General features: G+C 50.8%; 16 protein-coding genes. 3 read left to right on the top strand and 13 right to left on the bottom strand.

What is annotated here, in order from left to right:
• Positions 1 to 26 precede the first annotated feature (26 nt).
• A complete protein-coding gene (locus Q8O77_RS00805) occupies positions 27 to 671 on the top strand; it encodes an outer membrane beta-barrel protein (protein ID WP_305550754.1) in 645 nt (214 codons plus the stop codon).
• A gap of 16 nt (positions 672 to 687) precedes the next feature.
• Positions 688 to 1,293: a DUF938 domain-containing protein gene (locus Q8O77_RS00800; protein ID WP_305550753.1), complete on the top strand. Its 606-nt coding sequence runs from the start codon at positions 688 to 690 to the stop codon at positions 1,291 to 1,293.
• A gap of 35 nt (positions 1,294 to 1,328) precedes the next feature.
• On the opposite strand, the gene Q8O77_RS00795 is transcribed toward Q8O77_RS00800, so the two are convergent.
• The 3 genes from Q8O77_RS00795 to Q8O77_RS00785 are packed head-to-tail and all read right to left on the bottom strand — an operon-like array spanning position 1,329 to position 4,672.
• Positions 1,329 to 2,504, bottom strand: coding sequence for a GNAT family N-acetyltransferase (locus tag Q8O77_RS00795; RefSeq protein WP_305550752.1), 1,176 nt, complete (start codon positions 2,502 to 2,504; stop codon positions 1,329 to 1,331).
• Positions 2,505 to 3,752, bottom strand: a complete 1,248-nt coding sequence (kynU, locus tag Q8O77_RS00790; protein ID WP_305550751.1) for a kynureninase — start codon at positions 3,750 to 3,752, stop codon at positions 2,505 to 2,507.
• On the bottom strand, positions 3,749 to 4,672 hold the full coding sequence (locus Q8O77_RS00785) for an alpha/beta hydrolase (RefSeq protein ID WP_305550749.1): 924 nt from the start codon (positions 4,670 to 4,672) through the stop codon (positions 3,749 to 3,751). Before Q8O77_RS00785 ends, kynU begins: the two co-directional genes overlap by 4 nt.
• Before the next feature lie 252 nt (positions 4,673 to 4,924).
• Between Q8O77_RS00785 and yghU the strand changes: the two genes are divergently transcribed.
• Positions 4,925 to 5,761, top strand: coding sequence for a glutathione-dependent disulfide-bond oxidoreductase (gene yghU, locus Q8O77_RS00780; RefSeq protein WP_305550747.1), 837 nt, complete (start codon positions 4,925 to 4,927; stop codon positions 5,759 to 5,761).
• Positions 5,762 to 5,828: 67 nt separating this feature from the next.
• On the opposite strand, the gene Q8O77_RS00775 is transcribed toward yghU, so the two are convergent.
• The 10 genes from Q8O77_RS00775 to Q8O77_RS00730 form a co-directional block, all read right to left on the bottom strand.
• Entirely contained in the window at positions 5,829 to 6,647 is an 819-nt protein-coding gene (locus Q8O77_RS00775) for a MipA/OmpV family protein (protein ID WP_305550745.1), read from the bottom strand.
• Complete coding sequence (locus Q8O77_RS00770; protein WP_305550743.1) at positions 6,644 to 7,960, bottom strand: AarF/ABC1/UbiB kinase family protein; 1,317 nt, start codon at positions 7,958 to 7,960, stop codon at positions 6,644 to 6,646. The genes Q8O77_RS00775 and Q8O77_RS00770 overlap by 4 nt, the downstream gene beginning before the upstream one ends.
• Before the next feature lie 85 nt (positions 7,961 to 8,045).
• Positions 8,046 to 9,350: a ribonuclease J gene (locus Q8O77_RS00765; RefSeq protein WP_305550741.1), complete on the bottom strand. Its 1,305-nt coding sequence runs from the start codon at positions 9,348 to 9,350 to the stop codon at positions 8,046 to 8,048.
• Between the two features lie 91 nt (positions 9,351 to 9,441).
• The gene (locus tag Q8O77_RS00760) at positions 9,442 to 12,537 is read right to left on the bottom strand and encodes an efflux RND transporter permease subunit (RefSeq protein ID WP_305550739.1); all 3,096 of its coding nucleotides are present in this window, start codon (positions 12,535 to 12,537) and stop codon (positions 9,442 to 9,444) included.
• The gene (locus Q8O77_RS00755; protein WP_305550737.1) at positions 12,534 to 13,589 is read right to left on the bottom strand and encodes an efflux RND transporter periplasmic adaptor subunit; all 1,056 of its coding nucleotides are present in this window, start codon (positions 13,587 to 13,589) and stop codon (positions 12,534 to 12,536) included. The genes Q8O77_RS00760 and Q8O77_RS00755 overlap by 4 nt, the downstream gene beginning before the upstream one ends.
• A 157-nt stretch (positions 13,590 to 13,746) precedes the next feature.
• Positions 13,747 to 15,603 (bottom strand): DUF885 family protein, encoded by a 1,857-nt coding sequence (locus Q8O77_RS00750; RefSeq protein ID WP_305550735.1) that lies wholly within the window; start codon positions 15,601 to 15,603, stop codon positions 13,747 to 13,749.
• Between the two features lie 93 nt (positions 15,604 to 15,696).
• The gene (locus Q8O77_RS00745; RefSeq protein WP_305550733.1) at positions 15,697 to 17,391 is read right to left on the bottom strand and encodes an NAD-dependent malic enzyme; all 1,695 of its coding nucleotides are present in this window, start codon (positions 17,389 to 17,391) and stop codon (positions 15,697 to 15,699) included.
• A gap of 62 nt (positions 17,392 to 17,453) precedes the next feature.
• The gene (locus Q8O77_RS00740) at positions 17,454 to 18,299 is read right to left on the bottom strand and encodes an HDOD domain-containing protein (RefSeq protein WP_305550731.1); all 846 of its coding nucleotides are present in this window, start codon (positions 18,297 to 18,299) and stop codon (positions 17,454 to 17,456) included.
• A 185-nt stretch (positions 18,300 to 18,484) separates the two neighbouring features.
• Entirely contained in the window at positions 18,485 to 18,952 is a 468-nt protein-coding gene (locus Q8O77_RS00735; protein ID WP_305550729.1) for a Dps family protein, read from the bottom strand.
• A gap of 204 nt (positions 18,953 to 19,156) precedes the next feature.
• Positions 19,157 to 20,749, bottom strand: coding sequence for an ABC-F family ATPase (locus Q8O77_RS00730; protein ID WP_305550727.1), 1,593 nt, complete (start codon positions 20,747 to 20,749; stop codon positions 19,157 to 19,159).
• Between the last annotated feature and the right edge of the window lie 115 nt (positions 20,750 to 20,864).

Below are 20,864 nucleotides of genomic sequence, written 5' to 3'. Positions count from 1 at the left end.
TTTCCTTAGATCACAACAGAGGTTTTATGAAGTCACTTATCGCTGGCCTGGCTCTGACCGCTTTGGGCTGCTCTGCTTTTACTGTACAGGCCAACACGTCTGACATTCGTTGGAACCCGGCTGCTACGCCGGACATTAGCTGGGATTATGTCAGTGCCGGCTTTGCCAGAATGACGCTTAAAAATAGCGGCAGTGACAACATTGAGTTGGATGGTTATCAGCTTAACGGCAGTTATTTATTGTCTGACACCATATACCTGCATGCGTCTTACAACGACGTGTCCGGCGATCTTGATGTAATAGGCGATATTATGGGCCTGGAACTGGAGGTGTCTGAGTTAGAACTGGGCCTGGGTTTGCGCCAAACTGTTACAAACAACATCGATTCATTTTTTGAAGCCGGTTATATCCGTTCAGAAGTCAGAGTAGTCGACTTTGAAAAAGACACCTTCAATGGCTTTCAGGCCGCTGCCGGTTTTCGTTATCGCGTAATACACAATCTTGAGCTGTCTGCAGCGCTGCGTTACAGTGACGGCTCGGACAGAGAAAGCAGCACTGTTGGCGATGTAGCTGCACGGTACCGCATAACACCGATGATTGATTTATACGTTAGCTATCAGTTTGAAAGTGATATGTCATTGCTGGGTACCGGTGTTGCACTGAATTTCTGACAAGGCGAGCAAATTAATGCAAAGCGATCTGCCCTTCTCGCAGGCTTGTGAAAACAACAAAGCGCCGATTTTAGCGGTGTTGCAACAGGCGTTTGCTAGTCATAAAAACGTGTTGGAAGTGGGCAGTGGTACCGGCCAGCATGCGGTGCATTTTGCTGCTGCTTTGCCGCATCTGCGCTGGCAGGCGTCGGACCAGGCGATGTATTTGCCCGGTTTAACCGAAAGGCTGCGCCGTGCAGCTTTGCCTAACCTGCCCTTGCCGTTGCAGCTGGATATCAGCGCTGATGCACTGCCACAGCAGCAGTTTGATGCGCTGTTTAGCGCCAATACACTGCATATTATGCCGTGGCCGGTGGTTGAGCAGTTTTTCAAACGCTTAACTTATTTAACCACACCTCAGGCAACGCTTTGTATCTACGGACCTTTTAATTATAACGGCCGCTTTACCAGCGACAGTAACCGCGCCTTTGATGCCAGCTTAAAAAGCCGAGACCCCGCGATGGGGATCCGCGATATAGCAGAAGTTACAGCTTTAGCCGGCGCGGCCGGTTTTAGCTTACAGCAGGATCACAGCATGCCGGCGAATAACCGCTTGCTGCAGTTCCGGCGTACTGCAAATTAGCGCCGTAGCGCTGCTTTAAAGTTGCTGTCTCAGAGTTATATTTTTTTGTACGGCAAAGCCTGCATCGCCTGTGCGCGGTACGCTTGCAGATGTGTAGTTTCCTGCTGAAAGTATGCGCTTATAGAACCACTTAACGGCGTATCAGCAAACAGATAGCTGCCATAACGCAGTACCGGTTCAAAGCCGCGCTTAAGTTTATGCTCGCCCTGGGCGCCGGCATCAAAGTAGCGCAGGCCCTGGCTGATGCAGTATTCAATGCCCTGGTAATAACACAGCTCAAAATGCAGATGCTCAGCATCGACAAGCGCGCCCCAGTAGCGGCCGTATAAGGTATCGCCACTTTTAAAACACAGCGCAGCGGCAATCATCTGCTCTGCGCTGTGCTCTTCAGAGCTGCTGGCAAAAGCAGCAAACACTAATATGTTGCCGGCCATAGTATCCGCCAGCGCCATAAAGCTTTGCGGGCTGATATAGCCCTGATGGCCGGAGCGTTTTAAATAGGTAGCCTGGTAGCAGCGGATAACCGCCTGCCAGTGTGCAGCACTAAGCTCGTTGCCGTGCAGAGTTTTAATGCGAAAACCCGCCGTGCGGCTGCGCTCCTTACGAAGTTGTTTGCGCTTACGGCCGTCAAGTTGCTGTAAAAAATCATCAAACTGCCGGTAGCCGGCGTTTTGCCATAAAAACTGCACATCGTGCCGGGCTAAAAAACCGTGCTCAGTCAGGCTTTGCTGTAACTGCGCACTGGTATACAGCCACTGCACACTGCAAACATCCTGCGCGGCAAGGCGCTGCTGTAGTGCGGCACAGATATGCGGCAACAGGCTGTCGATAAGGTTGCTGCTCAGCACGCCAAGCCTGGGCCCGGTTACCGGCGTAAAGGGAATCGCCGCTATCCATTTCGGATAATAAGGTAGCTGATACTGGCGGTAGGCATCGGCAATTTGCCAGTCGAACAGGTATTCACCATAAGAGTGGCTTTTAATATAGCCCGGTACCGCGGCCAGCAACACGTCGTCCTGCCACAGCGTAAGGTGCTGGCTCTGCCAGCCGCTGTGATGCATAGCGGCGCCGGCACCAACACTGCCGCCCTGCTCCAGCGCCAGTAAAAACGCATGCCGGCAAAATGGGTTGTCATCATCTTGCGTAAACAAAGCATCCCACTGTGACGCAGTAACCGCAGTTAAGCTGTCCAGCCATCTTATACTCAGCACCTAGGTTACCTTGTGTCTAACGGCATAGCAGGCTTGTTGATATTCTCCGCTACGTACAATATCTGCCAGTATTTCTACCGCGGTCCAAATATCGATAAAACGTAAATACAGCGGGGTAAAGCCCAGCCGCAGTATATCCGGTGCGCGAAAATCGACTATAACGCCTTGCTTAATCAATGCCTGACACAGCGCATACGCATCGGGGTGGCGATATGCCAGCTGGCTACCCCGCTGCAGTGGGTTTAATGGTGTTAATAACTGCAAATCGTTTAAGCAGCTATGCTGCAGTACTAATTGATGAAAACAATTGCTTAGCGCCAGAGATTTCTCTCTTAAGGCTGCCAGATTAACATCGCTGAATACCTCTAAGGCCGCATCTAACACGCTCATGGATAACACTGGCGGTGTGCCGGTAAGAAACTGCATAATACCCGGCGCCTTTTCATAGTGTTTATCAAAACTAAACGGCGTTTTGTGGCCCATCCAGCCGCTTAATGGCTGGCTGATTTGCGCATGATGACGTCTGGCGGCATATAAAAAAGCCGGTGCGCCCGGACCACCATTAAGGTATTTGTAACCACAACCAACAGCAAAATCGACATTGCACGCATCAAGTTCTATTGGTAGTGCGCCTACGCTGTGGGCTAAATCCCAAATTACCAGTATGCCTTTGTCCTGCGCCAGTTGGGTTAGGCGCTGCATATTCAGCAAGCGGCCGCTGCGAAAATCAACCTGCGTTAGCATTAAAACCGCCACCTGTTCGGTTAATGCAGTTTCTAACGCGCTGTTATCAACCAACTGTAGCTGGCAATTTTGCTCGCCCAGTAAGCTGGCGAGACCCTCTACCATATACAAATCCGTAGGGAAATTGCCGGCTTGTGACAACACAATGTTGCGTCCTGGCTGCAATAACATGGCACTGCTAAGCACTTTAAATAAATTTACCGACGTGGAATCGCAGCTAATCACCTGGCCAGGTGCCGCACCAATTAAGCGGGCTATTTTTTCACCTACCGTGCTTGGTAAATCAATCCAGCTATGGCTGTTCCAGCTTTTAATTAAATCCTGGCTCCATTGTGTAACTAACACTTGTTGCGCCCGCATAGCGGCAACTTTTGGCATCGCGCCCAGCGAATTGCCATCCAGGTAAATAGTGTTTTGTGGTAGTTCAAAGGCGGCGCGCTTTGTACCAAGCGCATCTTGCGCATCATATTGTTGCAGCTGAGCGTAATCTAGTGGCGTATTCACAGTGGTAACAGCTCCTTCAGCGATAAAATAAACTGCCTGTACGCAGTGGTTTGCGGATGGATCCAATCAAAGTGCCCGGCGTTTTCAACCATCTTATAAGGAATACCACTCTGGCTAGCCTGACTTGGCGGCACAATGTTATCAGCGCTGCCTTGCAACAATAACGTTGAACTGTGCATAACTTGCTGCTGCGCACTGGCTTGTTGATACCGTTCAGGCATAACATTGTAATCGCCACCGATAAATTGCGCAGTAGCATTTTGACAACTATTGTCCCCTTTGCCGTAACTTACCATGTCGGTTATCGCCGCTAAACCAATAACACTAACAATTGCCGGACTGGCATTTTTGCTACCGGCCAATAACGCTAACTGGCCACCGGCGGAATGGCCGCTAATGACAATACGTGAGCTGTCAACACCGAACCCTGCCAGTGAAGTTTGCGCAAAAGCAATGCCTTGTTGAACGTCGGTAAGACTGCCCGGCCAGCCCCCTCCTTCGTCGCCAATACGGCGATATTCTAATGACCACACGGCATAACCAGTCTTTGCCAGTGCTTCACTAAAGGCATTACTATGTTTAATGTCGTAAGCATTTAACCAACAACCACCATGGACAAAAATAACCAATGGCGCTTTTGTAGCGGCCCGGCTCGTCCGGGGTGGCAGATACAACTGGCCAAACTGCAAAGGGGCAGTGCCATAAGCCAGCTTTACGTACTTATTGTTTACAGGCAGCGCTACCACGCTGGAATAGCTAACATTGCTTTGCGCGGCGCCAGTGGACGATGCATCAACAGCCACAGTATTGACGCGCTCTGCCACTGACGATGAGCAAGCATTAAGCAATAGCGCTGTGGTTAATACCGCGCTGCGTAGCAATGAAAAGTACCCTGCAGTTTTACAACGTTTTAGCGACATAGCGGGTTATATCCTAAGGGGCATATTATTATGGTTATCTCTGCATCTTGCAAAAAGGTCTTTTTGCGTCAATCCTTTGCGTTAGTTTATGCGGCTATTTCATCTGGCTATATTCGAAATGAATATGCCTTAGATCTAAAACCTCTTTGTTCAGATTCAGGCTGGCCTTGTAAAGACGGAGTGCTAAGCCAATATCTGTTTAGTAATGTAAATTAAAGCACAGCACACTTAACACGAAATCAGGGAGCATTAATGTCTAATTACACTCCACCTAAAGTCTGGACCTGGGATGCAGAAAACGGCGGCCAGTTTGCCAGCATTAACCGCCCTGTGTCCGGCGCCACCCACGATAAAGTGTTGCCCCAAGGCAAACACCCGTTGCAGCTGTATTCACTGGCCACGCCCAACGGCGTTAAAGTCAGCATTATGCTCGAAGAGCTGCTGGCCGCAGGCCACCGCGCTGCTGAATATGACGCCTGGCTTATCAGCATTAAAGACGGCGACCAATTTGGCAGCGGTTTTGTTGAGCTAAACCCCAATTCTAAAATTCCGGCGCTGCTCGATACCACTACCGGCAGCCGTGTATTTGAATCCGGCTCTATATTGTTGTACCTGGCGGAAAAATTCGGCGCCTTTTTACCCAAAGACGCCGCCAAACGCACTGAAGTATTAAACTGGTTGTTCTGGCAAATGGGCAGCGCGCCCTTTGTTGGCGGTGGTTTTGGCCACTTTTATGCTTACGCGCCGGAAAAGTTTGAGTACCCGATAAACCGCTATGCCATGGAAACCAAGCGTCAGTTAGATGTGTTAGATAAACAACTGGCAAAACATGAGTTTGTTGCCGGCGACGAGTACAGCATTGCCGATATGGCCATTTGGCCTTGGTATGGCGGCATAGCGTTAAACCGCGCCTACGATGCCGCTGAGTTTTTGGATACGCAAAGCTATAAGCATTTAATGCGCTGGGCCAAACAAATTGATCAGCGCCCTGCTGTGAAGCGCGGTTGTATTGTTAACCGCAATTGGGGCGACGGCCCGCAATTGCCGGAGCGGCATAGCAGCGACGATTTTGTCCCGTTTAAACTCTGATCTGCAAAGACAGCGGTTGGCCTGTTATGCCACAGCAAACACAGAGCCCCGCCGCTTTTTCAGCGGGTTAATAACGGACTTTTTGCGCCGACTCTGCCCAAATATAGGTAATACCCACGCCGAATGACCAGCCCCCGGTTTGCACCAGCAATGGGCTGTCGGCATTTTTAGCGCCGCGGGTAGATTCATAGCGGGCAAAACCAAAGCCACGCCATTTATCTGTAAACCTTTTGCCGGCACTTACCGAGCCGCGTACAGCGATTAAACCGGCTTTGGCATCAAACAACGGCCGCTGTGCAGTTACATCGGCGGCCGATACCTGATAAAAATAATCGCTGAGTTTTTCACTGCCAAACAGCGCGCTGACGCCAAGTGCGTAAAAGGTATTGGCAGCGGTTGTGATGTCGGCGTACAAACCCGGTTCAAAGCTGACACCGTTGTATTTTAAGCTGTTGCTTAAATCGAACACGGCACGTAGCGGAAAATCGGCCCTTAGCCGTGCACCCAACACATCATCGCTTAAGGTCCAGCGTAAGCGTGGCCCGGCTTCTACCAAAGTACCCAGATCTCTCATCCCGTCGCGTACGGGGATATCAGCATCTGACGAGCCCAAAGAACCGGCAAAACCCACATCCAACTCTAAAGTAGCAGTTTTAAAGGCGCGTAAACCAACATTCTCGCGATCGGCGCGCACTATATCGCCACGGTACACCAGATACGGTAAGACAAAATTACGCCGTACCAGCTGATCTGAGCCAGGGTACGCCAACTGGTTTACATTAATACCGATTAAACCGGCTTCCCACAGCGGTAATGCCGGTTGCTCTGCCAGCACCGGCAGGCAAATGAGCCCTGCAGTACTCAGGCAATGGCGGTAAAGTGTCATTCTGTCTCCGGCAGTAAATAGGGTTGCAATAATTGACGCAGATTAACACTGGCATTAAGCCGCGCCGCCAGTAAATACAAACCGGCAATTTTGCGGTGTAAAAACAGCGCATCAGCCGGCGGTGTATGCCAGTAGTTTTGTTTAAAGCTTAAGGCTGTGCCGGCTTCGCGCAGCCGGTTAGCTAAATCGCTTTGGCCAAAGTCAAAGCTTTGCTGCTTTAACGGCTCGCAGGCTAACAGCACTAAATTAAGTACGGCCTGTTTTTGCTCCGGCAATATATCACTACTGAAAAAGCCGATATCTGTCAAAGCTTTATCTATTGCAGAACAGTCCTCTGCGATTGCCGCAGCAAACAAACTTCGATACGCGTTACTTATTGCCGGCGGATAATCACGACAGGCACCAAAGTCCAGCAATACCAGTTGCCCTGTTTGGCGGTTATACAGATAATTAGCGAAGTTCGGGTCTGTTTGCACCAGTTTAAACTCAAATAGCTCCCGAAACAGCAAACTAAACAGCAACTGCATAACGCGGTTGCGCTCTGCCTGGCTGTCCTGCTGTAACGACTCTATTGCTACACCTTCAACATAACTCATACAAAGGAGATTAGCGGTGCTGATGCCGGGTAAAGGCTCTGGCAGTAAATAGGCACTGTCGTGTTGTAAAAAATTACGATAGCGCTGCAGATAAGCGGCTTCCTGCAGGTAGTCGGCTTCGTTTTTCAGTTGCTGTTTGGCTGCCTGCAACAGGCTTTGATAATCCACCGTATCCGGCAATAAGCCGCTGATACGCAGCAAGGTAGCAACATTATCAACGTCGCTGTCGATACTATGTTTTACACCCGGATACTGCACCTTTACGGCCAGCCGGCGACCATTATCATGATATGCCTGATGCACCTGGCCGATTGATGCCGCCGCCAGTGGCTGATAACTGAAATCGCTGAAGTGCTGCAGCCAGTCACTGCCAAGTTCAGATTGCAAAACCTGTGTCAGCTGTTTAGCCGGCATAGGGTTGGCACTGGCACGTAAGCGGGCCAGAATATCAGTTAGCTCCGCCGGCAGCATATCGCCGGCATCCATCGACAGCAACTGGCCTACTTTCATTGCCGCACCGCGCATATGCGCCAGTTTGTCGGCTACGCGGCGCACGTTATCAGTCGTAAACAACATACCGGCTTTGGTAGGCCGGTTGCCCTGAGCCAACTGACGCGCGCCCTCTGCCAGCATGCCACCGGCAACACGGCCGGCTAACGAAGCCAGATTACCAAACCGCGACAACCGGTTTACCGGCACTTTTGAATCTGAAGACATAACCACCTGCAATAATCAGCAATAACTTTATGTTGGTTTCATTTGGCGAAACTACCTGTGGTTACGTAAGCTTAGGCCTTTAAGCTCAATGTGAATTTATCGCAATGCGCCCCGTTTTGGCAAAACCCGGCCACAAACGTGGTGTCGGTGCCAGCACAAATAAATCACCGTTTAAACCGGTAAGTTGCTGCGGCACGCCGGCGGCTTTGGCCACAGTGGCATTGGCTGCTAAATGCGCGGCTTCGCCATGCACCGGTACTGCTATTTGCGGCTGCACCCAGCGATAAAGTAAATCCAGCTCGCCTCGATTCGGATGACCGGACACATGAATAGGCAGCGCGGTATTGTGGCTTTGCAAAGTTTGAATATTACGCGCGTTAAACTTTTCTACCAGGCGGCTAATCAGCATTTCATTGCCGGGAATAATAATGGAGCTGAAAATAACCAAATCGCCCTGCTCCAGCAGCAATAACGGATGATTATCATCAGCAAGACGGCTAAGCGCGGCCCGTGGTTCTCCTTGGGAGCCGGTGGCAATAACCAGCACTTCTTCTTTTGGCAGATAACCGATATGGCCGGCATCTACCACGGTTAACTCATCCGGCCAATAGCCGGTAGCACGGGCGGCGCCTACCATATTATTCAGCGAACGGCCCAGCAGTGCCAGGTAACGGCCGGTTTTTGCCGCAATGCGCGCCAAAGAAATAAGCCGGCCAACATTGGAGCTAAAGCCGCTTACCACCACCCTGCCGGTTGCGGCTTTAATTACCTGATGCAGCGCTGCCGCACAGTCTGATTCCGACACTGAAAAACCCTCGCGCAACGCGTTGGTGGAGTCACATACCATGGCAGTAATATTGTGCTGCGCCAAGCGTTTAAACACCGCTGGTTTAAAGGCCCGGCCGGTAATGGGGCCGGCATCCATTTTCCAGTCAGCGGTATGAAATACTGTGCCGGCAGCCGTTTTAATCAGCAATGCATGCGGCTCGGGTATGGAATGGGTAATGGCCAACCAATGCAAACAAAACGGGCCCACATTAAGGGTAGCGCCGCTTTGCACCTCGATAATCGGCATTTTTTCCAGCAGCGCGCTGCCGGCCAATTTACGGCGTAATATTTCTGCGCTAAACGATGTGGTGTACACCGGGCAGTTAAAGCGCTGCCACAACTGTGGCAAGGCGCCGATATGATCTTCATGCGCATGGGTAATGACAATGCCGCACAAATTTTGTTGTTGTGCGCTGATAAACGCCGGATCAGCAGCCAATACTTCAGCTTGCCCGCCACCGGCTTGCTGCTCATTACGCTGTGGTGCCAGCGGGCTGTTAAAGGTGACACCGCAATCAACCATCAGCCAGCGGCCGGCATGACCATACAAATTCAGGTTCATGCCTATTTCACCGGTACCGCCAAGTGGCAAAAACCATAAGTCCGCGTTGCCGGGTATTGCCTCTGCGCTGATACGACTGATAATAATCTCCTTAAGCTTGCTCCAGCTGCTCAGCCTGGTCTAATTCGGTTTGCAGCCGTTTGCTGTCATCTGCCCGTGGTTTGGCGAATCTGGCCAGGGCTAAATACAGTACCGGCGTTAAATACAGCGTAAAAATAACCGCAATGCCCAGGCCACCAAATACTACCCAGCCAATAGCGTTACGGGCTTCCGCGCCGGCACCACTGGACAAAATTAACGGCAGGCCACCCAGTAAGGTCGACAGCAGCGTCATAATAATCGGTCGCAGCCGGATACTGGCGGCGCTTTCTACCGCTTCACGTACCTTATAACCCTGGTCGCGCAGCTGATCGGCAAATTCGACCAGCAGAATAGCATTTTTTGCCAGTAAACCTATCAGCATCACCAAACCAATTTGCGAATAGATATTGATCGAGGTACCGGTAAGAAACAGCGCGAATAAAGCCGCAGCAATACCAAACGGCACCGTAGCCATTACCACCACAGCACTGTTCAGGCTTTCAAACTGGGCGGCTAACACCAATAACACAATAATAAACGCCAGTACGTAGGTTAGCGTGACTTCACGGGCCGTTTCTTCAAAGGTTTGCGCTTCGCCCAAAAACACTAAGCCGATATTGGCCGGCAGATGCTGCTCTGCCAACGCGCGCAGTTGCTCTACCACCTGCTGAATAGACACGCCGGGCGGTAATTCCATTTCCATCTCGATAGCGCGCCGCTGCGCCTGGCGTTCCAGCTCTGCGGCCACGCCCTCTTCTGAGATATAGGCCAGGCTGGATAACGGCACTAAAGTGCCGTTGTTTGAGCCGACGTATAAATTCGCCAGATCGGTGGGATCTTTAACCTGTGTCGCATCGGCCTGCAGGATCACCGGTATAGCTTGATCGCCTACATTAAGGTCGGCCAAATCATCGCCGTTAATCGCCACCCGCAAGGTTGTTGCGATATCAGATAACGGCACGCCTAACTCTTCGGCGCGGCGCCGGTCGATATTTACCCGCAGTTGCGGTTGGGTAGGTTGATATGAAATACGCGGCATACCAAGCTCCGGCAGTTGTTGCTGTATCACCTTTGAAAACGCCTGGGCCGCAGCAAAAATAGCGCTGTAGCTTTCGCCGGTAAGTGCCAGCTCCAGGCCACCGCCCTGGCCGCGTAAATTCAGGCTGTTTGAGCCAAAAGCCCGTGCCGGCGCGCCGGGAATAGCAGCTAACGGGCCGCTTATCTCATCGATAATGTCTTGTTGTGAGCGGTCACGCTCGCTCCAGTTTTTCAGCGGTACGGTTATAAATACCAAATTCGGATCCCACTGGCCCACCACAGTATAAATAGAGTCGATATTGCCGCCGTTAACATAGGGCAATAAAATCTGTTCCATCTTATCGGCCTGGCGGTCCATAAAGTTCAGGCCTACCCCGTCCGGGCCGCGGGCGAAAATGCGTATCGAGCCGCGATCTTCCGCCGGCATCAGCTCGTTATCCAGCACGGTGTAAAGGCTTATCGCCGCCACGGCCGCAATAAGGCTGGCGATAAACACCAACCAGGCGTTGTCCAGCGCCACATGCAGGCTGCGCCGGTAGCCATCCAGTACTTTATTGCCGATACCGGCAAACATATTACGACTGTGCTGTTTCAGCGGTAACCTTGCGGTTAAAGCCGGCACCAGCGATAAAGCCACAAAGGAGGAAATGATCACGGCGATAGCCAGCACGCCGCCAAATTCACGGAATAAACGCCCTGCAGTTGACGGCAAAAAGGCGATAGGCACAAACACCGCCACCAGCACTGCAGTAGTGGCTACCACGGCAAAAAACACTTCACGGGTACCAATAACTGCGGCTGCCCGCGCGCCCAGGCCCATGCTGCGCCGGCGCTGGATATTTTCGGTAACGACTATGGCATCATCAACAATAAGCCCCGTTGCCAACACCAGCGCCAGTAAGGTAAGAATGTTAATGGAGAAACCCATTAACCAAATGGCTGCCAGCGCGCCAATCAACGACACCGGGATCGACAACGCCGGTACTATAGTGGCGCGGCCGGAGCCGATAAACAGCCACAGTGTGGCTACCACTAACGCTATCGTAAGTAACAAGGAGGTGATAACTTCTTTTACCGAGCCGCGGATAAATTCCGCATCATCCGACGTTACCTGAATTTGCAGCTCGGGAAAGCGGCTTGCCAGCTGGCTAACCATTGCCAGCACTTCATCCGAAATCTCAATGGTATTGGAGCGTGCCTGGCGGATCACGCCGAGGCCTATTACCGGTTTGCCATCCAGCCGGACTAAACTTTGCGCATCGGCCGGGCCAAAATACACTGTAGCCACATCACCAACCCGGGTATTACCACTGACAATAATATCGCTTACCTGCCTGGCGGTAATGGAGGTGGCATCGGCGCGGACGATAAGCTGCTGATCGGTGGATTTCATGCTACCGGCCGGTACATCAAAGGGCGCCTGGCGCAGCGCCGCGGCCACATCCGTAACCGCAAGATTAAAACTGGTTAACCGCAGCGGATCCAGCACCACCCGCAGCACCCGTTCACGATCGCCGTTCAGACGCACATCGGCTACACCCGGAATACTTAAAAATAATGGCGCTAAATCGGTTTCTACCCGTTCGGTCAGGGTTTCCAAATCCAGAGTTTCGCTGGATACGGCTAAACTCACCACAGCTTCTGCGTCATTATCGGCTTTAATGATTGACAGCTGCTCTACCGCCTGCGGCAATTCGCGCTGCACCCTGCTGACGGCTTCGCGGGTTTCGTTGGCGGCATCATCCAGGTTTATGCCCGGGCGAAACTCTACCCGCACCCGCGAGCTGCCTTCTTCACTGGAGGCATTAATCGACTTTACGCCACTGACCCGTGCTACAGCGCCTTCAAGCTTGCTGGTGACTTCGGTATCAACGGTTTCCGGTGAGCCGCCGGGGAAAGATGCGGTAACCGACACTATAGGCCGGTCCACATCAGGTAATTCACGCACTTCTATGGCGTTAAGTGCAGCAAAGCCGGCAATAATAATCAGTAAATTCAGTACTACTATCAGTACCGGGCGACGAATAGCCAGTGAAGGTAAGTCATTCTGAGGTAAAGGCCGGCTCATAAACTGTTGTCCTTAGCCGCGGTTAACGACTGCGGCGACAGTACCGCGTTAACAGCCTGGCCCTCACGCAGGGTTTGTACACCTTCAACAATCAGCTCGTCACCGGCTTTAAGTGCACCGGATACCAATAAACGGCCGCTTAAACGCTGGCGAATTTGTACGTCAACCCGTTTTGCCGTACCGTTATCGGCCAGCCAAACATAGGCACTGGTTGCGCCCCATAATAAGGCGGCTTCAGGTATAACGGCATATTCCCGGCCGGCCAGTTGCAAGATAACCCGAAAACTCATGCCGGGCCGGTACAGATCCTCAGTATTGTCCAGTAAAGCTCTGGCGCGGATACTGCGGTTAACACTGTCGATGCGCGAGTCTACCTGCTGAATAACAGCGCTGATACGTTGTTCCTGCGCTTGCCAGGGTTCCAGCTCCACACTGGCATTGCCTTGTAAAATGGCTAAGGCGGCCTCCGGCGCGCTGAAATTAATCAGCAACTGTTTGCGGTTATCAATAGTGGTGATCGCTGTTTGCAGGGTAATCCGATCGCCCTGCTCCACATCAGTCAGACCCACTACGCCGGCAAACGGCGCGCGCACGGTTCTGTCTTCCAGCTCGGTTTTGGCCTGTGTCAGTTGTACCTGCATGAGATCACGGCTGGTAATGGCATCGTCCAGCTCGCTTTGTGCAATAGCTCCGCGTTTGCGGCTTTCTTGTAATCTGGCCAGGGTGCGCTCTGTATCGGCCAGTTGTATGCTGGCACGGTCTACCGCAACCTGTTGCCGTCTGTCATCTAAGCGCAATAAAATATCACCGCGCTGCACAAACTGGCCGGGCACAAAGTTTACAGCGGTAACTTTATCGGCAACGGCCGGATATACCACTACCGATTGCAATGCTTCTGCTGTTCCCACTGCCTCTACTCTGCTGTTTTGCTGCTCAAAACTGACAGGCGCGGTAATAACCTGAGCGGCGCGGCCGGAGCCGGCAACCTGAGCCTGAGTAGTGAATATCAGCGTAGTAGCAAAAAGCAGTGCGGTAGTACGGGGTAACAGCATTGGGTTTCCTTTGGTGGTGGTTAAATCAGCATAACCGGCGAATATACGTTTTTTTGCGCATTATGATCAAAAAAGGCCGCTCATACACGATGAACAGCCTTTATAAAACGTCAGGCGACAGCTTAATCGCTGTGCCTGCTCCATACAGCTTATCTGACTAGCCGGCTTTTACGCTGTTTATCCAGTTATTCACCCGTTTCTCTAATACACTCAGTGGCAAAGCACCGCCGCCAAGCACAGTATCGTGGAAAGCGCGGATATCAAACTTATCGCCCAGCTCTGCCTGTGCTTTGCTGCGCAGCTCCAGAATTTTGATCATACCGATTTTGTATGCCGTTGCCTGGCCTGGCCAAACGATATAACGACGGACTTCAGAGATCACCGCGCCCTGGGCAATCGGTGTTTTTTCCATAAAGTAATCTATCGCCTGCTGCTCATTCCAACCTTTGCTGTGCAGTCCGGTATCAACTACCAACCGCACCGCGCGCCACATTTCGGTGATCAAGCGGCCAAAGTCTGAATACGGGTTCTGATAAGCGCCCATTTCTTTGGCCAACAGCTCAGAATACAGCGCCCAACCCTCAGAGTAAGCGGTAAAGCCGGCCTGAGTGCGGAATGTCGGTACTGTGGTCAGCTCCTGCGCAATAGAAATTTGCATATGGTGACCAGGGCTGCCTTCGTGATAAGCAATGGCTTCCATTTCATTTTTCGGCATTGAGCGCATATCAGATAAATGCGCGTAGTAAATACCCGGCCGCGCACCGTCCGGCGTACCCGGGAAGTAATGCTGGGCAGCGCCGGGTTGTTCACGGAACGGCTCTACCCGTTTTACGATCAAATCGGCCTTAGGCAAAATACCGAAGTACTTTGGCAACTGCTCGTTAATAAAGGCCAGGTACTGGCGTGAGTCTTCCAGGTAGCCTTCACGGCCTTCGTCAGTTTCCGGATAGTAGAACTGATCATCATCTTTAATAAACTTAAAGAAGGCAGCTAAATCGCCTTTAAAGCCAACTTGCTCCTTAATAGCGATCATCTCTTTGGTTAAACGTTCAACCTCATCCAGACCAATTTGGTGAATTTGCTCTGCGGTTAAATCAGTAGTGGTAGACACTTTTAAGCGGTAGTTGTAATAAGCAGTACCGTCTTTTTGTTTGCCCACACCGGTAGCGATTTCTTCGCTGTTGCTGATGTCCTGTTCTAACCATTGTTTTAACGCGTTGTACGCCGGTAAAAAGTGGCTTTGTAATGCGGTTTTAGTCTCTGTTTCTAACTGCTTTGCCTGCTCATCGGTTAATTTGTCTGCTTTAACCAGGGCGTCAATTTTACCTTTGGCATCGCTCCACAGCGGAATATCCTGCTCTGCTTCAGTAAAAGGCGCACCGGTGATCAGATTATTAATTTGTTGCAACACACCATCATAGGCAAAGCGCGGCGGCCGTACGTCGTGCTCAGCATTGGCTTGTGCCCGCTGCAACAACTGCGTTATCGCGCGGCTGATACCTTCGATACGTTTAACATAGGCCTGCATATCCTCAGCGGTGTCAACTTTGTGGAAGTTGATCATGATCTGTGGCAGCATGGCATGAATACCCTGCATTTGGGTAAACACATAGCCATTCTTACGAAAGGCTACGCCCTCTTTGGCTTGTTCGTATTGGTACACCCAGACGTCATAAGAGGTTTGCGCTTCAACATCCAGCTTAGCGTAGTCAAAACTGCTTTTCAGTTCAGCAACGGTGGCGGCCAGCCAGGCCATCTGCTCATCTTCTGCTGCTATGGACGTATCATCAACTTGATCATACTTATCTTTACGGCCCAGGAATGTCATTTGTAGCGGGCTTTGTTGTAACTGTTCTTCGTACTTAGCTTCAAACCACTGGTTTAACCGCTCGGTTTCAGATTGCTGAGGTTGTTCTGCTACGGCGTTAACAGGGGTAGTTGAAGACGTGTCCGGTGCCGGGTTGCAGCCGGCAAGAACGCCGGCTACGGCCATGGCAATTAAAGATTTATACATGCTCTGGGGTCCTTATTATTTTGGTTATTACCAAAATACAGCCTACCCGCAAGCAGAGTATTAGTCTAAAACAAATTGTAAGCAGATTTAATTTCAGCCGCTGACACGTTTATATTGCCGGTACTGCGGTACCCAAAAATTATCGTCTATTTTCTGTTGCAGTTGCGCATCATCCAGCTCTAACGCCAGGCCTTGTTGTATAGCCACTTTAGCCACATTAAAGGCTATAAGTTTGCTTAAGGCCGCCAATTCGGTAAACGCCGGTAACAAACCGCCGTTTCCGGTATTGGCTTTGGGCGATGCAGCAGCCAGGGTTTTGCTGGCCTCGCGCAACATCTCGTCGCTGATAAGCCGTGCTTTACACGCAATAACGCCCAGGCCAACGCCCGGAAAGATATAGCTGTTATTGCACTGCGCAATAGCGTAGCGCTTGCCGTTAAACTCTACCGGGGCAAAGGGGCTGCCGGTGGCGATGATTACATCACCGTCGGTCCAGCTTATTACCTGTTCCGGCGTGGCTTCAACCTGGCGTGACGGGTTGCTCAGCGGGAAAATAACCGGCGTCGTGCAACCTTTCTTCATCGCCCGCACTACCGCTTCGGTAAACAAACCGGCCTGGCCGGACACACCAATTAAAATACCCGGCTGGGCGCAGTTCATCACATCCAGCAAGCTTGGAAACTCGCTGCTGTAGCTCCACTGAGCAATAGCCGCAGAAGACTGCGTTAAGGCTTGCTGGAAATCACGTAACCCGGGCGTGCTGTCGGTTAACAGACCAAAGCGGTCGACCATATACACCTGAGTGCGCGCCTGTGCTTCACTGATGCCCTCTGCCACCATCTGGCTTATCACCTGCTCGGCAATCCCGCAACCGGCAGAGCCGGCGCCGACAAAGACCACTTTTTGCTCTGATAACCGCGTGTTTTTACTGCGACACGCCGCCAGCAAGGTGCCGACGGTTACCGCAGCAGTGCCCTGAATATCATCGTTAAAACAACATACCTGGTCACGGTAACGCTGCAGCAACGGCATCGCATTGGGCTGGGCAAAATCTTCAAATTGAATAATGGCTTCCGGCCAGCGGCGTTTAACCGCCTTGATAAACAAGTCGACGAACTCATCATACTCGGCCTGGTTTACCCGCTTTTGCCGCAGTCCCATATACATAGGGTCATTCAACAGTTTTTCATTGTTGGTGCCCACATCCAGCATCACCGGTAAAGTATAGGCTGGGCTGATACCGCCGCAGGCGGTGTAAAGCGACAGCTTACCGATAGAAATACCCATGCCGCCAATACCCTGATCGCCCAGGCCCAGCACGCGCTCACCATCGGTAACCACTATTACCTTCACTTTACGCTTGGTGGCGTTACGCAGCACATCGTCTAACTGATGCCGGTCCTGGTAGCTGATAAACAAACCGCGGGCACTGCGGTAAATATCGGAAAACTGCTCGCAGGCATCACCTACCGTCGGCGTATAGATAATCGGGATCATCTCTTCCAAATGCTGCTGCAGTAAGCGGTAAAACAAGGTTTCGTTATTGTCCTGAATAGCGCGCAGGTAAATATGCTTATTAATCGCTGTATCAAAGCTTTTGTACTGCATATAAGCCCGGCTTACCTGCTCTTCGATAGTCTCGTAGCGTGGCGGTAACAACCCGGCCAAATTAAATGCTAAGCGCTCATCAGCGGTAAAAGCGCTGCCTTTATTTAACAACGGCGTTTCTAACAGTGCCGAACCGGCATAGGCGGTATACAAGGGTGTTTTTTTAACAGGACTGCTCATGGGACGAATATTCCAAATAATCAACCAGGTGCGTTTATACGCGACCGGTACAGATAGAAAGATTAATAGATAGTACTGATGCGTGGATTTAAAACAGACAGAATAAACAGGCCTTCGGTGTTGCAGAAATCGATAGCACGAATAATGTCAGGCTGGCTCAGTTCCAGCAACTCTAAAACGAATGGATCGACCAGTTGCCTGGTGGAGTAAATCTCCGGATGCTGGTTCGCCAGCGCCAAGCGCGCGGCCAAATGCAGAATTAATTGCGCTTTGTTTTTCTGATTAAAATTATGGCTGTGTTGCAGCGCAACCGGTTCAACGATGCTGTCGGGCAACTGCCATAAATGCAACAGCTCAGCACCGCATTGGGCATAAGTAAAACCCAGCACCCGTTGCTGCAGCTGCCACGGCAGCTCTTCAGAGGTGTAGTTTTGACACTGACTGGCTTGTTGCGCGTTGTGGTGCAACACCACCATCTCGCCGATATTGTGCAGCAAGCCGGCGACATAAAACCTATCTGACGGTTTTAAGCCACAGCTTTGCGCCAAAAACCGTGCTATTAAAGCCGCATTGACGCTTTGCTCCCAGAACCGCTCCAGATCAATGGCCGAAGTATCTACTTTACTGCAGGCAGACGCGATACCAATGCTGAGCACCAGGTTATATACCTGGGTTTTACCCAAGACTAATAGAGCTTTGCTAACACTTTCAACCTGATACGGCAGATTATAAATGGCACTGTTGGCCAGTTTTAACAGCTTTGATGTCAGCACCGGATCCAACAAAATCACTTCTGCCACTTCATCCAGGCTGGCCGTGTCTGAATCCATCAGCTGTTTGACACGTAAATAGCCTTCCGGCAAAGCGAAAAGGTCTGCAACATTTTGTGCATATTGCAAGGCTTGCATTAGATAGAGTCTCCCGCAGCAGAGCGCTGCTGACAAAGCGGTCTGCTATAAGTGTTGCTGTTTGGCGCGATTTTACAAGCTTTGGCGGGAAAAACTTAGTGTTTTTTGTCAGAATGACAGTTTTACAGGTTTGCTGGAATGAGGCGCTATGCGGCCCGGCGTACCGGGCCTGCAAGCGAATTTAATTAAGCAACCAGGCTGCGCAACATCCAGGCAGTTTTTTCATGCACTGTCATGCGCTGGGTTAATAAATCCAGCGTAACTTCATCAGAAGCTTCATCTGCTACCGGCACGATAGAACGTGCAGTTTTAGCAATCGCTTCCTGGCCTTTCACCAGATCTTTAATCATCTCTTCTGCCGACGGTATACCATCGGCCTCTTTAATGCTGGTCAGTTTGGCGTACTCTTTGTATGAACCCGGGGCAAATTCACCCAGGGCACGAATACGTTCGGCAATATCATCTACCGCCAACGCCAGCTCGTTATACTGGGTTTCAAACAAGGTATGCAGGGTTTGAAACATCGGCCCGGTAACGTTCCAGTGATAATTATGTGTTTTCAAATACAGCGTGTAGCTGTCGGCCAGTAACACAGATAAACCGTCAGCAATGGCTTTACGTTGTTCTTCGTTAATACCAATATTGATTTTCATAGCAGATCCTCTGATTGAGTATGGCGTTGGCAACAACATAGCATATAACCGGCAGCATAAAATGACAGCGGTAAAAAGACACTCCGGCCTAACCATAGGTGAATGAAACAGCTGTAGTAGTTATTGGGGCAAAGCAGGAAAAATCAAGTGTTTAAACAAAAACGCCGGTCATTACTGACCGGCGCTGTGGATTAATCAAACCAATTAATTTGCCAATTGGGCGGCGAGGTATTCTTCATAGCTGCCAACGAAATTACGCATATCTTTATCGGTAATTTCAATGATACGGCTGGCCAGTGACGATACAAATTCGCGGTCATGGCTGACAAACAGCAAGGTGCCTTTGTAATGTTCCAGTGCCAGGTTTAGCGCTTCGATAGATTCCATATCCAAATGGTTCGTCGGCTCGTCCATTACCAGAATATTTGGCCGTTGCAGCATTAACTTACCAAACATCATGCGGCCTTTCTCACCACCGGATAACACCTTTACTGACTTTTTAATATCGTCCTGTGAGAACAACAAACGGCCTAATATACCGCGGATAGCTTGCTCGTCATCAGACGGCTGCTTCCACTGTGTCATCCAGTCAAACAAGGTCATGGCTTCGCTGAATTCGTGCGCATGGTCCTGAGCATAGTAACCGATTTTGGCGTTTTCCGACCATTTAACGCTGCCCGACTCCGGCGTTAAATCGCCTACCAAACACTTCAATAAGGTGGTCTTACCTATACCGTTAGCACCCAAAATAGCCACCTTTTCACCTACTTCAATAGTAAGTCCAAGGTTTTTCAGCAGCTTAAGCTCGCCAAAGCTTTTGCTCAGGCCGTCTACTTCCAGCGCTAAACGGTATAACTGCTTTTGCTGTTCAAAGCGGATAAACGGACTTACCCGGCTGGAAGCCTTTACTTCATCCAGCTGAATTTTATCGATCTGCTTGGCGCGCGACGTGGCCTGCTTGGCTTTAGAGGCGTTAGCAGAGAAACGGCTGACGAAGGTTTGCAACTCGGCTATCTGGGCTTTTTTCTTGGCGTTATCTGACAACAAACGCTCGCGGGCCTGAGTAGCAGCAAACATATATTCGTCATAGTTACCCGGATACAGGCGCAGCTCGCCATAGTCCAAATCCGCCATGTGGGTACATACGCTGTTTAAGAAGTGACGGTCGTGCGAAATTATTACCATAGTGCTGTTGCGCTCGGCCAACACGTTTTCTAACCAACGAATGGTATTAATATCCAGGTTGTTGGTCGGTTCGTCCAACAGCATAATTTCCGGGTCGGCAAACAAGACCTGCGCCAGCAATACCCGCAGCTTAAAGCCCGGTGCTATGGCCGACATCAGGCCAAAATGCTGCTCTACCGGAATACCAACACCAATCAGTAACTCACCGGCACGCGACTCGGCGGTATAACCGTCCATCTCACCAAAAGCAACTTCCAGATCGGCCACTTTCATGCCGTCTTCTTCACTCATTTCGCTGCTGGCGTAGATCCGGTCACGCTCTTCTTTTACCGCCCACAATTCACCATGGCCCATAATCACAGTGTCTATTACTGAATACTGCTCAAAGGCGAATTGATCCTGGTTCAGCTTAGCCACGCGATGATTCGGTTCTACAAACACATTACCTGCGCTTGGCTCCAATTCCCGGCTTAAAATCTTCATAAAAGTAGATTTACCGCAGCCGTTGGCGCCGATTAAACCATAGCGATTACCTTCGCCGAATTTAATCGAAATATTTTCAAACAGCGGCTTAGCGCCAAATTGCATTGTAATGTTAGCAGTTGATATCACAGTGTGTTCCAGACCAGGTTAATACGGGCAAGCTAAGACAGCTAAGGGTAAAAAGTGCGCTACTATACGCGTTTTCAGCACGAATTTCAAAACAAACGCCCGGTAAATACCGGGC

The sequence above is a fragment of the Rheinheimera sp. genome, assembly GCF_030690345.1.
Lineage (GTDB): Bacteria > Pseudomonadota > Gammaproteobacteria > Enterobacterales > Alteromonadaceae > Alishewanella.
Note: the sequence above shows the minus strand (reverse complement) of the source record. Positions and strands in the feature narration are given on the sequence as shown.

Coding starts and splice junctions, on each gene's coding strand:
- Q8O77_RS00770 (WP_305550743.1), bottom strand. CDS start 7,960: ATGTCTTCAGATTCAAAAGTGCCGGTAAACCGGTTGTCGCGGTTTGGT.
- Q8O77_RS00805 (WP_305550754.1), top strand. CDS start 27: ATGAAGTCACTTATCGCTGGCCTGGCTCTGACCGCTTTGGGCTGCTCT.
- Q8O77_RS00745 (WP_305550733.1), bottom strand. CDS start 17,391: ATGAGCAGTCCTGTTAAAAAAACACCCTTGTATACCGCCTATGCCGGT.
- yghU (WP_305550747.1), top strand. CDS start 4,925: ATGTCTAATTACACTCCACCTAAAGTCTGGACCTGGGATGCAGAAAAC.
- Q8O77_RS00750 (WP_305550735.1), bottom strand. CDS start 15,603: ATGTATAAATCTTTAATTGCCATGGCCGTAGCCGGCGTTCTTGCCGGC.
- Q8O77_RS00765 (WP_305550741.1), bottom strand. CDS start 9,350: ATGAACCTGAATTTGTATGGTCATGCCGGCCGCTGGCTGATGGTTGAT.
- Q8O77_RS00755 (WP_305550737.1), bottom strand. CDS start 13,589: ATGCTGTTACCCCGTACTACCGCACTGCTTTTTGCTACTACGCTGATA.
- Q8O77_RS00760 (WP_305550739.1), bottom strand. CDS start 12,537: ATGAGCCGGCCTTTACCTCAGAATGACTTACCTTCACTGGCTATTCGT.
- Q8O77_RS00800 (WP_305550753.1), top strand. CDS start 688: ATGCAAAGCGATCTGCCCTTCTCGCAGGCTTGTGAAAACAACAAAGCG.
- Q8O77_RS00735 (WP_305550729.1), bottom strand. CDS start 18,952: ATGAAAATCAATATTGGTATTAACGAAGAACAACGTAAAGCCATTGCT.
- Q8O77_RS00740 (WP_305550731.1), bottom strand. CDS start 18,299: ATGCAAGCCTTGCAATATGCACAAAATGTTGCAGACCTTTTCGCTTTG.
- Q8O77_RS00785 (WP_305550749.1), bottom strand. CDS start 4,672: ATGTCGCTAAAACGTTGTAAAACTGCAGGGTACTTTTCATTGCTACGC.
- Q8O77_RS00775 (WP_305550745.1), bottom strand. CDS start 6,647: ATGACACTTTACCGCCATTGCCTGAGTACTGCAGGGCTCATTTGCCTG.